Genomic DNA, 16595 nt, shown 5'->3' on the forward strand with positions numbered 1-16595 from the left:
CATTTTAAAAACAGCTTTCTAAAAACGACTTTCTATGAACGCACAAACCTTATACGACAAACTCTGGGCGCTGCATCAGGTTGAAGCTGATGCGGATCCTATTAGTCCGACCTTGCTTTATATCGATCGTCACTTAGTGCATGAAGTGACTTCTGCGCAAGCCTTTGAAGGCTTAAAGCTTGCCAATCGCCAGCTGTGGCGAAAGCAAAGTATTTTGGCAACACCCGATCATCAAGTCCCGACAACTGATAGAGCGCAGGGTTTAGCTGGGTTTACTGATGATATAGCCTTGCTGCAAGTAAAAACATTAAATGATAATTGCCAGCAACATGATATTAAACAGTTTGATATTAATGATCAGCGTCAAGGTATTGTTCATATTGTAGGGCCAGAGCAAGGTGCTATTCTACCTGGCATGACCGTGGTTTGCGGCGATTCGCATACGTCAACCCATGGAGCATTTGCTTGTTTGGCACAAGGTATTGGCACCTCAGAAGTTGAACATGTCTTAGCTACTCAGTGTTTAGAGCAGGCAAAATCGAAGAATTTAAGAGTAACAATTAATGGTCGTTTGCCGTTTGGTACTACCGCAAAAGATTTAATCTTATATGTTATTGGCCAGCTTGGTAGTGCCGGCGGTACTGGTTATGCCATTGAATACGCGGGTGAAGCCATCGAACAGTTATCCATGGAAGGGCGAATGACGGTGTGCAATATGACCATTGAAGCTGGCGCTCGTAGTGGTTTAATCGCCTATGATCAAATTACTGAAGATTACTTAAAAGACAAACCCTATGCGCCAAAAGGTCAGCAATGGCAACAGGCAATCAGTTTTTGGCGCACGCTAACTTCGGATACATGTGCCCATTTTGATAAAGAGTTAGTGTTAGATGCCAGTGACATTAAGCCACAAGTGACCTGGGGTACTAAACCTGATCAAGTGGTTGCGATTGACCAAACCGTGCCGTTATTAAGCCAAGCCCGTAGTGAAACTGAGCGGACAGATTGGCAAAAAGCGTTGGCGTATATGGGCTTATCGTCGGGCCAAAAGTTATCAGAATTAATAATCGATCAAGTGTTTATCGGTTCTTGCACCAATGGCCGGATTGAAGATATTCGACAAGTTGCCAACCTAGTTAAAGGCAAAAAGCTAGCTCCGAATATTAAACGGGCGATGGTAGTGCCAGGTTCGGGTCTAATTAAAGCGCAAGCTGAGCAGGAAGGCTTAGCGAAAATTATTACCGATGCAGGTTTTGAATGGCGTTACGCAGGTTGTTCTATGTGTAATGCCATGAATCCTGACGTATTAGCCAGTGGTGAACGTTGTGCCTCGACTTCAAATCGCAATTTTGAAGGGCGACAAGGGCAAGGAGGTCGTACCCATTTAGTCTCACCAGAAATGGCAGCTGCTGCGGCAATTGCCGGTCATTTTGTTGATGTGACAACCTTGGGGGTTGAAGATGCAGCCATTTGTTAAGCACACAGGTATTGTTGCCAGTTTAGATCGAGACAATGTCGACACTGATGCAATTATGCCAAAGCAATATTTAAAATGCATTTTTAAAAGCGGTTATGGTGATTGGGCGTTTGATGATTGGCGTTATTTAGATAAAGGTGATGTTAATACACCGATAACAACACGCAAGCTAAATCCTGAATTTGAGTTGAATCAGCCATTATTTGACAGCGCGAGCATTTTGTTAAGTAGAGAGAATTTCGGTTGTGGCTCGAGCCGTGAACATGCGGTTTGGGGTATTCGCGACATGGGCTTTAAGGTCATCATTGCCACCAGTTTTGCTGATATCTTTTATAACAACTGTTTTAATAACGGCATATTAGCGATAACCTTACCAGCTGCGGATATCGAACAGCTATTTAATGCCCTTGAGCAGCAGCTTAGTGTTAATCAACCGCTTTCACTAATGGTGGATTTGGAACATTGCCAATTGTTACTGCCTGAACAAGCCGTATTGTCATTTAGTCTTGATGAAAAAAGACGTTATAAACTGTTAAACGGTTTAGATACTATCGCGATGACATTGGCAAAATCTGACGCTATCAAAGACTTTGAACAACAGTTTAAGCGTCAGCATCCGTATTATTTCAATCAATTGTAAGGACACTTAGTGCCAATCCTGTTCTTTACTGTACTAATCGATTTGATCGGTTTTGGTATTGTTATCCCGATCTTACCTTTTATGGCGCCTAAGCTAGGCGCCAGCTATTTTGATATTGCCATGATTATCGCCGTTTATTCGATTTGTGCGGGTTTGATGGGATCTGCTTGGGGTAAATTAAGTGACAAAATTGGGCGTAAGCCGGTGATTTTAATTTGCCTTATCATCACCGCGATTTCATATGTGTTGTTGGCATTATCTGATTCTTTGCTTGATGTTTATATTGCCAGAATCATAGCCGGCTCAGCCGCCGGAATTTATGGCGTAGCGTCAGCAATGGTAGCTGATTTATCAAACCCCAATGAGCGCGCTAAGAGTATGGGCTTAATTGGTGCTTCATTTGGTATTGGTATGGTTGCCGGTCCTGCGCTAGGTGCGCTATTAGCCGATGGAGAAAATAGCTTTTTTCTACCTGCTATTGTCGCCGCTGGTCTGTCTTTGGCAGCGATGATATTTGGTGTGATATTTTTGCCAGAATCCCATGATAGAAACGCTAGAAATGCACATAAGGCTTGGCGCAAAGAAGTAGGTAAAATTAAAACGTTAACGGTGTTAAAGAACACGAATAATCGTTGGCTAATTATTGAGTTCTTATTTCATTCTATGGTTGTTTCAACAGTGACCTATCTCTTCCCATTGTGGATGGGCAGTCAATTAGCGTGGGGGCCAAAAGAAATCGGCATTGTCTTTGCTATTCAAGGGTTAGCAATGGCGGCATTACAAGGTAAATTTGTCGGCGTACTGGCGAAGAAAATCGGCGAGCTACAAGTACTTACGCTTGGCATTAGTTTAATCATTATTGGTTTTGCTCTAGCAACTTTTGCAGCGATCGAGAGCCTAATGGTGTTAAGCTTTTTCTTAACAATTACCGGCTCTAGTATGTGTGGACCTATTACAAATTCTCAACTATCACAGCGCACGCCGATTGAATATCGTGGGCGGTTAATGGGTAGTGCAAGTGCAATGGGCGCTTGGGGTAGGGTAATTGGCCCACTGCTTGCTGGCTGGTTTGTTACCAGTGTTGGTTTTTCACTTGCGTGGGCATTTGGTATTTTAATTGGTTTAGCGTTTATTAGTTGGCCTGTGCATCAATTAACCCGTGTTCATGTCAATGCTGAAACTGCCGCTGACTAAACTTTTCGGTAGCAATTAAGGTTAAAATAAAAATGACTTCCATAATATTGCCCAGTAAAAAACCGTACGAGCTTGATGCAAAAGCACCATTGACCACAAAAATACTGATGGAACCGATGAAAAGCCATGGCCATTTTGTTTTAACCCAAAGATAAACGGCTAATAAAATCACCAAAAAATTAATCAATATAGTTGCCCAAGGTGGTGCTGAGTTAACGCTTGCAAAGCGCTCAAACGATTGAAATAGGCCATTTGCATCGCTAAATACCTTAGGTTCAAGTTCCAATAGAATAAATTCAGCGTAGAAACCATAACCCACAGCTAAAATCGAGATAACGAAACAACTGGTTAAGTAAAATTTGTTGCTTAATTTATCATTGACTTGCTGTACGGTGGCAAATGCAAAGATCACCAGCCAAGGTAATATGATGGAGTGCAATAACCAGCGCATTGAATTGGCTAAAGCCAAATTTTCACTGGCGCCAAATATAGATGAAAGCAACAACATGGTATTATCATAGAGCACGCCGAATATTAATGCTATTAACCACCAAACTTGCCATCTTGTTGTGGGTAACTGAAAGGTTTTCACCATTAAGCCTAAGTGGCAAATAATAATGAATAGGAAAAAGTAGCTAAGCGATATCATATCGACATTCTCATTAAGATGGGTTGCCATACTTTATCGCTTGCTTAAGCATATCTTCGGCTCCTAGAAGTTGATTCATTTCATTTAAATCAATTAATGGGGCAGTGTAACTACTGGTGTCACCGTGCTGCTGAATATGGTTAAGAATATCTTGCGCTTTCGGCACAAAACCATGAAGCAGGGCAACTGGAAAAAGGGCTAATTTATAGTTTAATTGAGCCATTTCATCAGCATTATTGATTGGGCTGTTACCACCTTCAACCAAATTGTGCACCAAGGGGATTTTATTACCAAACTCGCGTCCGATAATTTGCATTTGCTCGAGCGTGGTTGGCGCTTCAATAAATAACAAATCTGCGCCAGCGTCAATATATAAACGAGCACGTTCCATTGCATCATCAAAGCCATTAACGCCTAGGGCATCGGTACGCGCAATAAGTAAGGTGTTTTGATACTGGCGGGCATCAACAAAGGCGTGAATTTTGCCGACCATTTCACTGGCACTGATCACTTGCTTACCCTTCATATGGCCGCAGCGCTTAGGCATTAGTTGATCTTCCATTTGCATTGCGCTGGCGCCAGCACGTTCAAACACCTTAACGGTACGTTGGGTATTAATGGCATTGCCAAAGCCTGTATCAATATCAACGATTAACGGCAGTTGTGAAACTTCACGCATTATGCTGACTTGATTGGCGACTTCTTGCATGGCCACTAACCCTAAATCAGCAATGCCGTAATTTGAAAACGCAATCCCGGCGCCAGAAACAAAACCAACACTAAAGCCAGCCTGTTCGACAAGCTTTAGTGATAAGCCGCTGAAAACCCCTGGCGCTTTAATAACGCCAGTGGACTTTAATGCCTGTTGCAGTTGCTCTCTATGCTCCATATTGACTTACTCTGGAATAGCTATGTGTTCTTCTAGCAGCGAACCAAAACCATGGATTCGATCGTTAATGCCATTAGTGCGCAGCGCATGCCAGAAAGTAATGGCGTTAATGGCCAGTACCGGTTTACCAAGCTCTTTTTCTAATTGAGCGGCAAGTTCAACAAAATAAAGGTTGGTACCAGCTTGTAGAATTAAGTCAACATCATCACCATCAACTTCTTTAACTAGCTGTCGCGTTTTACCAAAACTTTCGTGGGCAATTTCAACCGGCCCTGGTGAGCTATGGCCTTTGATACGTACTACTTCATAACCGATATCTGACATAAATTTTACCACTTGATCATCACCGACTGGCATGTAGGGAGAAACCACACCAATGCGTTTAACGCCTGGATAGCATTTCAGTGCATCCATAATGGCTTGTGCACCAAAGGTTACTTCACAGCCCGCTTCGGTTTTAGCAATATTGTTGTATTTTTCGAACTCTCTATCAGAGCGGCCTTTACCATCCCAGAAAGTTTCCGCTGAATAGCCAAAAATGACATGATCGGGGCGGCAGGTAAAACAGTCACGTAAACCTTGTTCGGTGGCGTCTCCAATGGCTTTTACCATGCCAACAAACTCTTCTTCATTTGTTACTTTAAACGGCGGAATAACACAGCCGCGGGTTGCAAGCACAACCCCTTCTGGACGCATTTTATTGTATTCAAGTTCAACCGCTGTGTTGGTTGAAGGAACTAATACTGCAAACTTTTTTCGATAACCGTAATAATCAACTGACATAACTTCTCCGCATTATTTTTTTCATCATTTTGTTAAATTAAATATTAATGATATAACATTAATACAAATGATTTATTAAGTAAATTGATCTAGATCGCAAGTTGGGGATAACAGGGGAGAATTATGGTAAAAAAAATTGCATTAGTGACAGGAGGTAATAGAGGGTTAGGTAAAGCGATAACTACTCAATTGGCCCAGCAAGGAATGCATGTAATTGTAACGGCTCGAGTGCTCGCCGATGGGCAACAAGTTGTTGATGAACTTAATCATCAGGGGTTGAGTGCTGAATGTATGGTGCTTGATGTTAATAGTGAACAGGAAATCACTAAAGTGGTTGCAGCTATCCAAGAAAAACATGCTCGCTTAGATGTATTAGTCAATAATGCCGGAGTGGCGCTGGATAAATGGGTAAGTGCACAAGACTTAAGCTTAGATGTGTTTAAAGCAACAATGAATACCAATGTCTATGCTTGCCTGAGTTTAATCCAAGCCTGTCTACCACTGATGAAACAACAAGGTTATGGCCGAATAGTAAATATGTCGAGTGAACTTGGCTCGTTAACTGAAATGCAGATGGGAATGACCTTAGCGTATCGAACCTCAAAAACGGCATTAAATGCGATAACGCGAATTTTGGCTATTGAGTTAGCTGACTACCCTAACATTAAGATAAATGCCGCGGCACCCGGTTGGGTGAAAACTGAATTAGGAGGAGAAGATGCACCATTAACACCAGAGCAAGGTGCGATAACGCCTGTATGGTTAGCTACCTTGCCGGAAGATGGTCCTAGTGGCGGCTTTTATCGAGAAAAGTCGCCTTATCCTTGGTAGCTATATTTTGGTGGTTATAACTTTTACACGACAGACCTTGAGTTAAGGCATGTGTTATTAGCGAATAAATAATGCCGCTTTGTTGATTTGTCTTAACATCAAATAAGCGGCAATAATTACAAGAAATGCGCCAATGCCAGTGATGATCCCTGAAATAGCTGGGTGTAAGTATTGTCCAAAAATTAATACAAAGCCTAAAACCGTTAATACTGTACCTGCTTGATGACACCAAAATTGTCGTTTGATTGTTATAGGTTCGGCGTTTAATAACCATAATTTAATTAAAATGCCATAAGCCATTTGAATTATAAAACCTAGCATTAATAAGTGAGCATGGCTGACTCTATGGGTGTAATCCAGCGTTTTGGCCATATATAAACCTAAAACAACACCGAGCATTAAAAATATCAGTGAATATTTTATATAACGAATTGCAAAAGATTGAACGCTCTCGATCATAATTACCTCTATGTTTTTCTTTTAATGGTTAATTTTGTTGTTAATTCTGTTATTTAGCTTGCCAATACTTGTTGATAACTAAGGTCAGTGAAAAAAGTGCTAGCGTTGCTAGTGCCGCTAGGATTAGTGAACTGTGAATCCCTAAGCCAACATAGATACTACCGGTTAATAAAGTGGCAATCCCTCGGCTTAACGTTCCTAGCGATGAAAATGTGCCCATTACTGTGCCTTTTTCATGTGGTTTTGCCCGCATAGAAATTAAGCTTTGGCTTGATGTAATCATTAAACCCGTTGTCGCAGCTTGTAATGACATTGCCGTTAACACTCCCCAATACCAATTCAGGTTTGCAAACAACACCAGCAAGGCCATTGAAATGGCATAGCCAATTGCACTAGAAGCTAGTAATTTTTGTTCGCCAAATTTTCTGGCTAATGGTCCGACTAAGCCGCCTTGAACCGCTGCTAACGTAAGCCCGGCCACTAAGAGAAATACTACTAAGCCTTGTGGCCCTGAAATTAAGCCGAGATCTTTTGTCCACAGGGGAAAAATTGACTCAAATAAGCCAGCAGCAAAGTTATATAACATGGCGCAAATAATCAGTAATAAAATCACTTTTCTCGTTAATACACTCTTAATTGCTTGGAATTGGCTGAGCTGGACTTGTTGCTGTTTTTCCGCCTTTAACTGCTCAGACAAACTTTCCTTTAAACAAAGCAAAATGGCTAAAAATGAAATAAAAGATAGTGCGGCAGAGGTGATTGCTGGATAAAAGAAATTGGCAGTATTAAAGTCATCACCGGCCATTAACGTGCCGATCGCAGGCCCTACTAAAAAGCCAATACCAAAAGCAGCACCTATCATACCCATACCTTTAGCGCGATTTTGCTCGTTGGTTATATCACTGATATATGCTTGCGCAGCGGCAATATTGCCTGCCATCGCCCCACTTAATAACCGCGATAACGCTAACAACCATAAATTGCTTGCAAAGGCTAAAATAATGTAGCCAATAGTCGCGCCAAGCATACTAAGCATCAGTATTGGCTTGCGGCCGTATTTATCACTTAATCGGCCAAGAATGGGAGCCGAAAAAAACATGGCGATTAAATAAATTGCCATCAATAAGGTGGCTATTTCTGGTCCACCCCCCAACTGTAATACATAGTATGCAAAGATCGGGATCATAATACCGAAACCGATCATATCAATAAGAATAATAAAAAATATATTTAACATAAGGCTATGGTTCTTATAGTGTTTTTAGAAGTACTGTCCAGCAGTGTTCTGGTGTTTGTTGCCAGCAATATTTTATTAATCTGTGCTGTTTATCCAGCCAAAATCTTGCATTGTTTTCTTCATGGTAAATATCACTGGTATATTGATACTCATCGGCAACTTGTTGTTGTTCAAAATTGGTTATTGATACATTTTGTTGAACTATATTTGCTGCACGAGTACTCAGATATGGAGCGAGAAAATCACTAGAATCGGTCAGATTGCGAATGTCAGGAATAAGCACTTCATATGAACCGTGCGTTGATAAATGCTTAATAACTTCACCGGAAAAAATACGCATTAATGGAAAAAATAATAGCGCTTTCGGTAGTGTGATCTGATGTAACTTATCAACACATGTGATGAATTGTTTTGAATCAACTTGCCATAGCAAGTGCTCATTTGTTAGTTGATAGTAACCGAAGTATTGCTCGGCATTATCAGGGTTGTGCCATTCGATCATAACGGTGACTTCAGTTGCCGTTTTAAGATAGTTGACCAGTAGCTTAATATTTTGACTTGGAACAAAGCGCGCAGAACAAATACGCAAGTGGTTTTGCGGATTTTTAGCAATTTGCCAAGGTTCAATAATATCAGTGAATTCATTATTTAATTGATATAAATAACAACCTTGATCACTTACGGTCATATCATTTTGCAACAGGCTATGTTTTTGAAAATGTTGCTGAAGCTCTAGTAAGGCTGTATTAGCGGTTATCATCTTCACCAATCACTTCAATAAGTTCGATAAGTAAACCACCGGTTGTTTGTGGACATAAATAAACAATATGTTTCTTGCCTAAATTTACGATGCCATCAGGTGTGACATGGCCCGGTTTAATGCCTTGTTCTGATAATAAGGTTAAACAATGTTGTATATCATCCACCTGCCAAGCAATATGATTTAACCCCCCGCCAGCACTGGGACTGTTTTGTAATAGTTCGATAAAAGGTGGTTTTAATGGCTCTATTAGTTCAAATTCAATATTGCCAACGGTGACAAAAGCGAACCGCGTTAGAATTTCTTCATCCTGTGCAGAAAACGGCGGCACAATCAACACATCATCATTGCTAACGCCATATACCTTCTTAAACCTTGAGATAGCAGTTTTTAGATCACTGACAATATGGCCGATATGCGCAAGGCCAATGATTTGTTCAGACAAGGTATTTTTAATATTTACTCGTTCACTTTGTGACATAAATCAATCTTTAGTTTGACTCAATGATATAATGTTAATACATTAGGACAATAAACTCATTCTTACACATAAATTAATCGTCAACAAATGAAAATATTTATTCTAGGTTTAGGCCATGTTGGTAAAGCACTAGCAAAGCAACTTGTTAAACAAGGTCACAGTGTTGTTGGTTCAACGACTACTCCTGAAAAAGTTGCAAGCTTAGCTGAGTGTGTTGAACAGGTATTTGTATTAACCGGTGATGAAACAGAAAAGCTGGCTGATGCAAGCAGAGATTGTGACATTATTATTGCAACTGTTGCGCCTAATGTGAAAAAAACGCGTACCAAGGAAGAGCGTGAACACCATTATCAAAACGTGTTAGAAGAAAGTTGCAAAAGTGCAGCCAAAGCGTGTTCACGGGTAATATTTTTGTCTTCTTTTTCCGTTTATGGTGATGGTGGTGCAGGTGAGTCAGCTATCAGTGAAGACACGCCGACATCAAATCATGATGAGCCTTCGTCGAAATATTATCAAAAAGCAGAACAAGCGGTGTTAAACAATGCCCAAGGCTTAGTGCTGCGTTTTCCTGATATGTATGGCGCGCCAGGTGATTTATCATTCCCTGATCGGGTAAAAATGGCGATAGATTATTTTGGCGGTAACGCTATTTTTGGCGCAGATGCGCCACTTTACGCCATCCACTTTGAAGATGTAATTAAGGCGGTTGTTCATGGCATTGAGCAAGATCTCACTGGTGTTTACAACGTTTGCGATAACGACAATTTACCTGCTTCAAATCAGCAAGTATTTGATGCGATTTGTGATGCTAATGGCTGGCCGCACTTAACGTTTTTAAATCAAATTCAAGCACCTAATCGCAAAATATCGGCTGATAAAATTTATCAAACTGGCTATTGCGTTAGCCACAGTGATCCAAACCAACAATGGTTAAAGGAGTAGGAGCATGGCAAACATAGTCATTACTGGCAGTACTAAAGGTATTGGTAAAGGCTTGGCATTAGAGTTTGCTAAGCAAGGCCATAAGGTCGTTATTTCAGGTAGGAAACAACAGGATATTGAGCCAATTCTCGCAGCAGATATTCATCGTACCATTCTAGGTAAGGCTTGTGACACCACCGATAAATCACAAGTACAAGCTTTATGGGATTATGCAGTTTCAGAGTTAGGTCATGTCGACATTTGGCTAAATAATGCCGGATTAGCTCGCACTGTTTGGCCTATTCTTGAAACCCCTGATCAAGAAATTATTAAGATGGTAACCACCAATATGATCGGGACCATCAATGGTTGTAAAGTTGCGGCAACAGGCATGAAAGCACAAGGTGGTGGAAAAATTTTTAATATGCTTGGTGGAGGCAGTGATGGTGAATATTTTGCTGGTATGGGCATATATGGCGCCACCAAACGCGGCTTGGATTACTTTACAAATGCTTTAAGTAAAGAATTAAAAGAGGATCATATTCTGGTGGGTAAAATTCGCCCTGGAATGATCATTACCGAAGGCGTGGTAAGGGAGTCTCAAGTTGATAAAGCGAATTTTGAAAAACGTCGGAAAATGGCAAATGCCTTGTGTAATACGGTAGAAGAAGTTAGCCCGTATTTAGTGAAAGAAATTTTAGCTTTTAATCAAACAGGTAAAAAAATTCGCTGGCTTACACCAATGAAAATGACCGCTCGAATGCTTAAAGCGTTAATTATTGAGCCAAAAGATAAATTCAGTCAATTCGGTTTATAAGCTGAGCAATAGTAACAATAAAATATCAATGATTGGGGAAGTTATGATAGAGCTTAAAAGTAAAGATACTAAGACGCTAGATGAATTTTTAGCAGAAAATCCTAATGTCGATGTTAGTCGCTATTGGGAGCGCAGTTGGCAAATATTAACCACGCTTAAAGATAAAATCACCCAGCGCTTTCCACACCTTAGTCAGCATCCATCAACTTTTGATCGTGAATATTACACCTCGCCTAATGGTGAGTTTGAAGGCTCTTATAAAGCATGGACAGGGGAAGGGGTAGAGTGGCTGGTTAATTCATGGATAGGTAATCGCAAAGCCAGTATTTTAGATATGAATACTACCGCGTTTTTAGGGCAAGAAACCGATGTGCCTCACCTTGTTATTGTTATTGGCACTGTTCCTAACTTGTTTTGTTATTGTGATTACGTGCCGCGTAAAAACCTGTTAACCGATGTCGATTATCTTGATAAATATTACGGTGACGAGGTTAACGATTGGTATATGAAGTTTCGCAGCAACGATAAATTTCACTGGTCGGTAAGCCACGGTAGTTATATGCGTGCGATGAACAACCCAGCCACCATCAGTTTGATGGGAGAGCTAAACGATGAAAACCTCGACACGTATGAAAAATACCTGCATGAAATGGTTGACCGCTGGTTAGGTTGGCTAGATCAGGCTCAGCCTGTACCGGAGTCAGAGCGAGCCGAATTACAGCGTACCGACCATATTATTCGAGAGATGGGTTACCGCCGCGATCCAATGAATAAACTTGCCGCGAGTGTTTTTGGTGAAGATGAAATTGAACGCTTGGTAGAGCTGCGTATGGGTAAGCAACAAATTGACGCAAATAAGCAATATTAGGTGATGCCATGGAAAGTCGAATGCTTGGCATTGCGCTAGTTTCAGGAGTTAAACGTCGCAATTTGGGGGCCTATTTATTTGCGGTGTTAATTTCATCTGGCTATGCCGGTGCCATGTCAATTTTGCAACCGGGGTTGTTACAGGTGATGGGTATTCCCTACGCTGAACAAGCAACCCTGACTGGTATGCTTGGCGCATTACAGGAAATTATCTTTATTTTTGTTTTAGCTATGTATGGCGTGCTCGCCGATCGGGTTGGTCGCCGTTATGTCTATAGCTTTGGCCTAGCGTTAACCGCCATTGGTTTTGCTTTGTATGGCACGGCAACTTCCATTGAACAGTTAGTGTTTTACCGGGTCATTGTCGCGTTTGGTTCAGCCGCTATGGTTGGCATGATGGTTACGGTGATTGCCGATTACACGCAAGATAAAACCCGTGGCAAAGCTAACGGTTTGCAAGGTATTGTCGCCACGTTCGGGGCTTTTATTCCGCCTATTCTAGCAACCTTGCCAAAACAGTTTGTCGGCTCAGGTATGAGCCCGGAAGCTGCACAACAAGCGACTTTTGCAGTGGCTGGCGCTATGGGCGTGGTTGCCGCTGTCGTTGCTTTCGTCGGCTTAGCTAAAGTGACTGGCAAAGTCGCTGAAGAATTTAAAGAGCCATTTGGGGCAATGTTAAAAAAAGGTGCCGCTGAAGGCAAAAAGCCGGCAGTGGCATTGTCGTATGGTGCGGCTTTTATTTCTCGAGGTGACTTAGCGGTAACAGGTGCTTTTATGGGGTTGTGGTTAGTACAACATGGCACTAGAGAACTGGGCTTATCTGCAAGTGATGCCATGGCTCAGTTGGCGGTACCTGCGATTTTAATGGTGGTTGTCGGCGCGCTAATTGGCTCTGCTTTGATGGGCTATATCAGCGACAAAGTTTCTCGCATTACTGCCGTTGCTATGGCCTCGGGTTTAGCGGCTATGGTTTATTGCAGTATTTATTTTGTCACTGATCCAACTGTTGCTTGGTTATTACCGCTGTTGTGTGTCATGGGGATTGCTGAAATTAGCGCTTTTGTTTCTAGCCAGGCGTTAGTTGGCGAGCAAGCACCTAAACAACGCCGTGGCGCTGTTATCGGCTTCTTCGGCGTTGCTGGCGCGGTTGGTATTTTAGTGGCAACAGCAGGTGGAGGCTATTTATTTGCCAATATTTCACCATCAACGCCATTTGTTTTATTTGGAGTTTTAAATTTAATCGTGTGCATATGGAGCTTATTGTTGAAAGGACGCAAAACTAGTGGGAGCAATGCACTTAATTCAGACTTAGTAGAGGAAAACTAATATGTCTAATGAAAATGTAACATCAGAATTTGCTCGACACATTGACAGTGGTTTGAGTACAGATACCACCGAAACATTTAATGCCGTAATGGGACTGCGTGACAAAATTTGGGATTATGTTCAATCTGAGCTCGATTTTGAAGAAGACTTAGGTTGCGCGGATATTCATGAGTTTAATAACTTAGCTGGTGAGCCCACTGGACGCATGCGAAACTTTACAGGTAAAGGTGATGATCACCCAGTCGATTGGGTGATCCATTCAAATATTGGTAAACCAGAAAACACTTTTACTAATATTCATTTAACTTTCTGGATGAAAGATAACACCGATGTACCACATTTAGGGATGGCATTTGGTACCTTGCCTGAAGCGTTTTATTACTGCGATATTATGCCGCGTTGTGAATTAGTGCTTCATCCTGATTATGTTGAAAAGTACTATGCGCCAGTTAATGATCTAGCGGTAGGACATTTAAGTGACTTATTCCAGCAGGGGGTGAAACCATTTCATGCTGCAATGCCGTTTATTCGTGCCAGCTTAAGCCCATGTGCGATTGCTGGCGTTGGTCCATTATCATTTTTCCAAAACAACGCTGAACAGCGCATTATGGCGCTAGTAAAACATTGGGTTCAATTGGTTAAAGATGCTAAAAAAGACACCGATCCGGTGCTGCGCCAACAGCGACGTCATCGCGATTATTTACAGCGTAAGAATATCGTGTATTTAGATCCAGCTAACCCAATTGCCGATCGTTTATTCGGCAAGCCGTTTGCAGATCGGTTAGTGAGAATACTGGCTGGTGAAGAGCGCGGTGGCAAAGCTTATTCACATGAATAAGCATAGTAAATATAAGGATAGGCCGTTGATACAGCCTTTTTATTGGCTAAAAGGTGCCTAAATGATTAAAAAGATCTTAATTGCTATCGTGGTATTAAGCATTACTGCAATCGCTGGCGTAGCTGTTTGGATGTCGATTCCTTTTCCATACAGTCAATTGAAAATAGAGCAATCGCTCAACTCTGATGACTTGGTTAAGGTCGAGCAAAACAACTGGTTAAGTTTTGCTCCCAAAAATAGGAAAGCCAAGGTTGGGGTCATTTTTTATCCTGGTGGTAAAACGCCTGCACAGGTATTTGCACCATTATTAAAAAGTATTGCTGGTCAGGGCTATATTGCCGTCTCAGTGCCAATGCCATTAAATACCGCTTTTTTAGGTATCAACAAAGCAAATGCTGTGATGGCGGAATACCCTGATATTCAACATTGGGTTATAGCTGGTCATTCATTAGGCGGAGTAGCGGCTGTTGAATATGCTAAGGATAATAACGATAAATTAGCGGGTTTAATGTTATTAGCGTCATATCCTGCCAGTGACATTTCTGCGTTAACACTTAAAGTGCTCTCTGTGTCAGGTAGCGCTGATCAACAATCAACGCCAGATAAAATTGCCAATACTAAAGCTATGCTACCGCCTCGTGCTGAGTTTGTTGAAATTCACTGTGGCGATCATTACCAGTTTGGTGCATACGATCCAGCATTAAGTAAAGAAAGCGCTTGTATTGGCTATCAGCAACAGCAAGCGCAACTATTGTCAATCATCATTGAATTTTTAGCGGGCTTTTAATGCTCGAGTTGTTTAAATAGATCGCGTTTATTAAAGGCAGCCGTGAGAAAGCGGTAAAACGCTTTTCTACCGGTGAGCCAAATAACTTTATCACCTGATTTGGTTGAATTGAGGATGCCGCTAACCAGCCAAGGTGTGACTGTTTCTACGGTATCTCCAAGAATGTTAAAGATCTTTTTGGCTTTTTGCCATTGTGCTGAACTAGTGTCGTAATCGCCAATGAGAAGGTCGGTAACTACAATACCAGGGCTTAAGGTATTTACTTGCACTGGCGTGCCTTTAACTTCTTTTTGCAGTGATTTAATGATGTAATTAACCCCGCGTTTAGTTGCGCCATACGCTGCCATACCTGCTTGGACAGCACCATTACTGCCGAAGCCTTCCATGTTCCAAATTTGCCCAAAGTTTTGTTTTTTCATCTGCTTGAGTGCAACTTTATTAGCAAGTAATACTCCGGTTAAGTTGGTATTAACGATGTTGGCTAAGTCATCGGCACTTTGTTGCTCTAACGGCAAACGTTTAATACTCATGCCGGCGTTGTTAATCCAGGTATCTACCTGACCAAAATGATCTACGCCTTTTTGCCATAGCTGCTCTAACTGGCTGATATTGGTGATATCACAACTTTGGCCAGTAACATTATTTTCACCATATTGCTGGCCTAATCGAGTAACACAAGCATCAACATCAATTTGCTTTCTACTTGAGATCACCACTTTACAACCTTGTTTTAAAAAATTTTCCGCCAATCCAAAGCCTATGCCGCGTGTACTTCCTGTGATAATAATGGTTTTCATTGCGAGATACCGATAATTTGTTTATTGTTATAACTTTATATCAATATAGCTAAATCCAATACAAAAGAGAAGTCATATATGAATAAGCAATTTGCTGTTGGCAGCGTTGGGCACACTTTGATGCAGCTAAGAGGTACTTGGCATGATAGTGTTGAATTATTTGAACTTGACGGCAGCCCACTTGCTGATGATACGGTAGCCGGCAGCGGTACTCCTGGGATGTCGCCATTTGACAATATTGTTTACATTGATTTCGATGGTGAAAATTTTGCCATAACTAATGTGCATTTTCGTGGACGGCCTGCTGGCGCCAAAACCTTTACCGGTAAGTTAATTGATGGTGTATTAGTGTTTGATCCAATGGGACCGGGGAGTTATAAAAATGTTGGTATGTCAGGTGGTCCGGGTATTTTAACCTTTACAGGTGCAGAGCTAAATGAAGCAACTAGCGTGTATATGGAGCCAGATTTTATTATTGTCACCGCACCAGGGCACAGAACTCGTCACACGGTATTATATCGTGATGGCATAGCAACCCGTACCCTAACAGCACGTGGTGTTCGATTATCGCCAAGTTGTGACAAACGCCACGAACTTGATTCTAGAGGCTTACAAGGTGATGTGCATGAACAGCCTTTTCAAGCAAACATTTGGCAACACTTAGTGAAATAACCTCAGCTTCACATAAAAAATGCATTTCTAGCAGTTACTTTTCCTGACTACTGCGTTAAATTTATTTGCAATAGGCAAGCTATTGACGCATACCTTTATTTCAAGGAACAGTGCCTTGTATTAAGAAAAAATACCATGCTAGAAATAATTAAAATTTGTAAATGTTTGAG

At 41.4% G+C, this 16595-nt stretch carries 19 protein-coding genes; 11 read left to right on the forward strand and 8 right to left on the reverse strand.

Translation table 11 applies throughout. From position 1 onward, the window contains the following. Window positions 1-34 precede the first annotated feature (34 nt). From leuC to ACOB82_RS05935, 3 genes are read left to right on the forward strand one after another with little or no spacing between them, the layout of a single operon-like run. Window positions 35-1477 (forward strand): 3-isopropylmalate dehydratase large subunit, encoded by a 1443-nt coding sequence (leuC, locus tag ACOB82_RS05925; protein WP_448212020.1) that lies wholly within the window; start codon window positions 35-37, stop codon window positions 1475-1477. Beyond that, on the forward strand, window positions 1461-2117 hold the full coding sequence (leuD, locus tag ACOB82_RS05930) for a 3-isopropylmalate dehydratase small subunit (protein WP_448212021.1): 657 nt from the start codon (window positions 1461-1463) through the stop codon (window positions 2115-2117). Before leuC ends, leuD begins: the two co-directional genes overlap by 17 nt. A gap of 9 nt (window positions 2118-2126) precedes the next feature. After that, on the forward strand, window positions 2127-3311 hold the full coding sequence (locus ACOB82_RS05935) for an MFS transporter (RefSeq protein WP_448212022.1): 1185 nt from the start codon (window positions 2127-2129) through the stop codon (window positions 3309-3311). On the opposite strand, the gene ACOB82_RS05940 is transcribed toward ACOB82_RS05935, so the two are convergent. The 3 genes from ACOB82_RS05940 to ACOB82_RS05950 are packed head-to-tail and all read right to left on the reverse strand — an operon-like array spanning window position 3286 to window position 5632. Then, entirely contained in the window at window positions 3286-3990 is a 705-nt protein-coding gene (locus ACOB82_RS05940; RefSeq protein WP_448212023.1) for a hypothetical protein, read from the reverse strand. The genes ACOB82_RS05935 and ACOB82_RS05940 overlap by 26 nt on opposite strands. Next, the gene (locus tag ACOB82_RS05945) at window positions 3974-4849 is read right to left on the reverse strand and encodes an isocitrate lyase/PEP mutase family protein (RefSeq protein ID WP_448212024.1); all 876 of its coding nucleotides are present in this window, start codon (window positions 4847-4849) and stop codon (window positions 3974-3976) included. The genes ACOB82_RS05940 and ACOB82_RS05945 overlap by 17 nt, the downstream gene beginning before the upstream one ends. Window positions 4850-4855: 6 nt before the next feature. Beyond that, window positions 4856-5632: a maleate cis-trans isomerase family protein gene (locus ACOB82_RS05950; RefSeq protein WP_448212025.1), complete on the reverse strand. Its 777-nt coding sequence runs from the start codon at window positions 5630-5632 to the stop codon at window positions 4856-4858. 123 nt (window positions 5633-5755) lie between these two features. On the opposite strand from ACOB82_RS05950, the gene ACOB82_RS05955 reads away from it, so the two are divergent. After that, complete coding sequence (locus ACOB82_RS05955; RefSeq protein ID WP_448212026.1) at window positions 5756-6463, forward strand: SDR family oxidoreductase; 708 nt, start codon at window positions 5756-5758, stop codon at window positions 6461-6463. A gap of 57 nt (window positions 6464-6520) precedes the next feature. Here the strand turns inward: ACOB82_RS05955 and ACOB82_RS05960 are convergent, their stop codons facing one another. The 4 genes from ACOB82_RS05960 to ACOB82_RS05975 are packed head-to-tail and all read right to left on the reverse strand — an operon-like array spanning window position 6521 to window position 9400. Continuing rightward, complete coding sequence (locus ACOB82_RS05960; RefSeq protein WP_448212027.1) at window positions 6521-6922, reverse strand: hypothetical protein; 402 nt, start codon at window positions 6920-6922, stop codon at window positions 6521-6523. 49 nt (window positions 6923-6971) lie between these two features. After that, window positions 6972-8159, reverse strand: coding sequence for an MFS transporter (locus ACOB82_RS05965; RefSeq protein ID WP_448212028.1), 1188 nt, complete (start codon window positions 8157-8159; stop codon window positions 6972-6974). A gap of 13 nt (window positions 8160-8172) precedes the next feature. After that, window positions 8173-8847, reverse strand: a complete 675-nt coding sequence (locus tag ACOB82_RS05970; RefSeq protein WP_448212029.1) for a hypothetical protein — start codon at window positions 8845-8847, stop codon at window positions 8173-8175. Window positions 8848-8905: 58 nt separating this feature from the next. Continuing rightward, entirely contained in the window at window positions 8906-9400 is a 495-nt protein-coding gene (locus tag ACOB82_RS05975) for a VOC family protein (protein WP_448212030.1), read from the reverse strand. Between the two features lie 87 nt (window positions 9401-9487). Here ACOB82_RS05975 and ACOB82_RS05980 point away from each other — a divergent pair, with 87 nt between their 5' ends. The 6 genes from ACOB82_RS05980 to ACOB82_RS06005 all read left to right on the forward strand — a co-directional run bounded on the left by ACOB82_RS05980 (window position 9488) and on the right by ACOB82_RS06005 (window position 14956). Continuing rightward, window positions 9488-10342, forward strand: coding sequence for an NAD-dependent epimerase/dehydratase family protein (locus ACOB82_RS05980; RefSeq protein ID WP_448212031.1), 855 nt, complete (start codon window positions 9488-9490; stop codon window positions 10340-10342). Window positions 10343-10346: 4 nt separating this feature from the next. Further along, window positions 10347-11138 (forward strand): SDR family oxidoreductase, encoded by a 792-nt coding sequence (locus ACOB82_RS05985; RefSeq protein ID WP_448212032.1) that lies wholly within the window; start codon window positions 10347-10349, stop codon window positions 11136-11138. Between the two features lie 43 nt (window positions 11139-11181). Further along, window positions 11182-12006 carry a hypothetical protein gene (locus ACOB82_RS05990; RefSeq protein WP_448212033.1) on the forward strand — a complete coding sequence of 275 codons (825 nt, stop codon included), beginning with the start codon at window positions 11182-11184 and terminating at the stop codon, window positions 12004-12006. 8 nt (window positions 12007-12014) lie between these two features. Then, complete coding sequence (locus tag ACOB82_RS05995) at window positions 12015-13331, forward strand: MFS transporter (RefSeq protein ID WP_448212034.1); 1317 nt, start codon at window positions 12015-12017, stop codon at window positions 13329-13331. A 1-nt stretch (window position 13332) separates the two neighbouring features. Further along, window positions 13333-14169 (forward strand): hypothetical protein, encoded by an 837-nt coding sequence (locus ACOB82_RS06000; RefSeq protein ID WP_448212035.1) that lies wholly within the window; start codon window positions 13333-13335, stop codon window positions 14167-14169. A 61-nt stretch (window positions 14170-14230) separates the two neighbouring features. After that, on the forward strand, window positions 14231-14956 hold the full coding sequence (locus ACOB82_RS06005; RefSeq protein WP_448212036.1) for an alpha/beta hydrolase: 726 nt from the start codon (window positions 14231-14233) through the stop codon (window positions 14954-14956). Here ACOB82_RS06005 and ACOB82_RS06010 read toward each other — a convergent pair. Then, window positions 14953-15753 carry an SDR family NAD(P)-dependent oxidoreductase gene (locus ACOB82_RS06010; RefSeq protein ID WP_448212037.1) on the reverse strand — a complete coding sequence of 267 codons (801 nt, stop codon included), beginning with the start codon at window positions 15751-15753 and terminating at the stop codon, window positions 14953-14955. The two genes, ACOB82_RS06005 and ACOB82_RS06010, sit on opposite strands and share 4 nt — an antisense overlap. A 78-nt stretch (window positions 15754-15831) precedes the next feature. On the opposite strand from ACOB82_RS06010, the gene ACOB82_RS06015 reads away from it, so the two are divergent. Further along, entirely contained in the window at window positions 15832-16425 is a 594-nt protein-coding gene (locus tag ACOB82_RS06015) for a hypothetical protein (RefSeq protein ID WP_448212038.1), read from the forward strand. The last annotated feature ends 170 nt before the right edge of the window (window positions 16426-16595 follow it).

This window comes from Colwellia sp. MEBiC06753, from assembly GCF_053470325.1.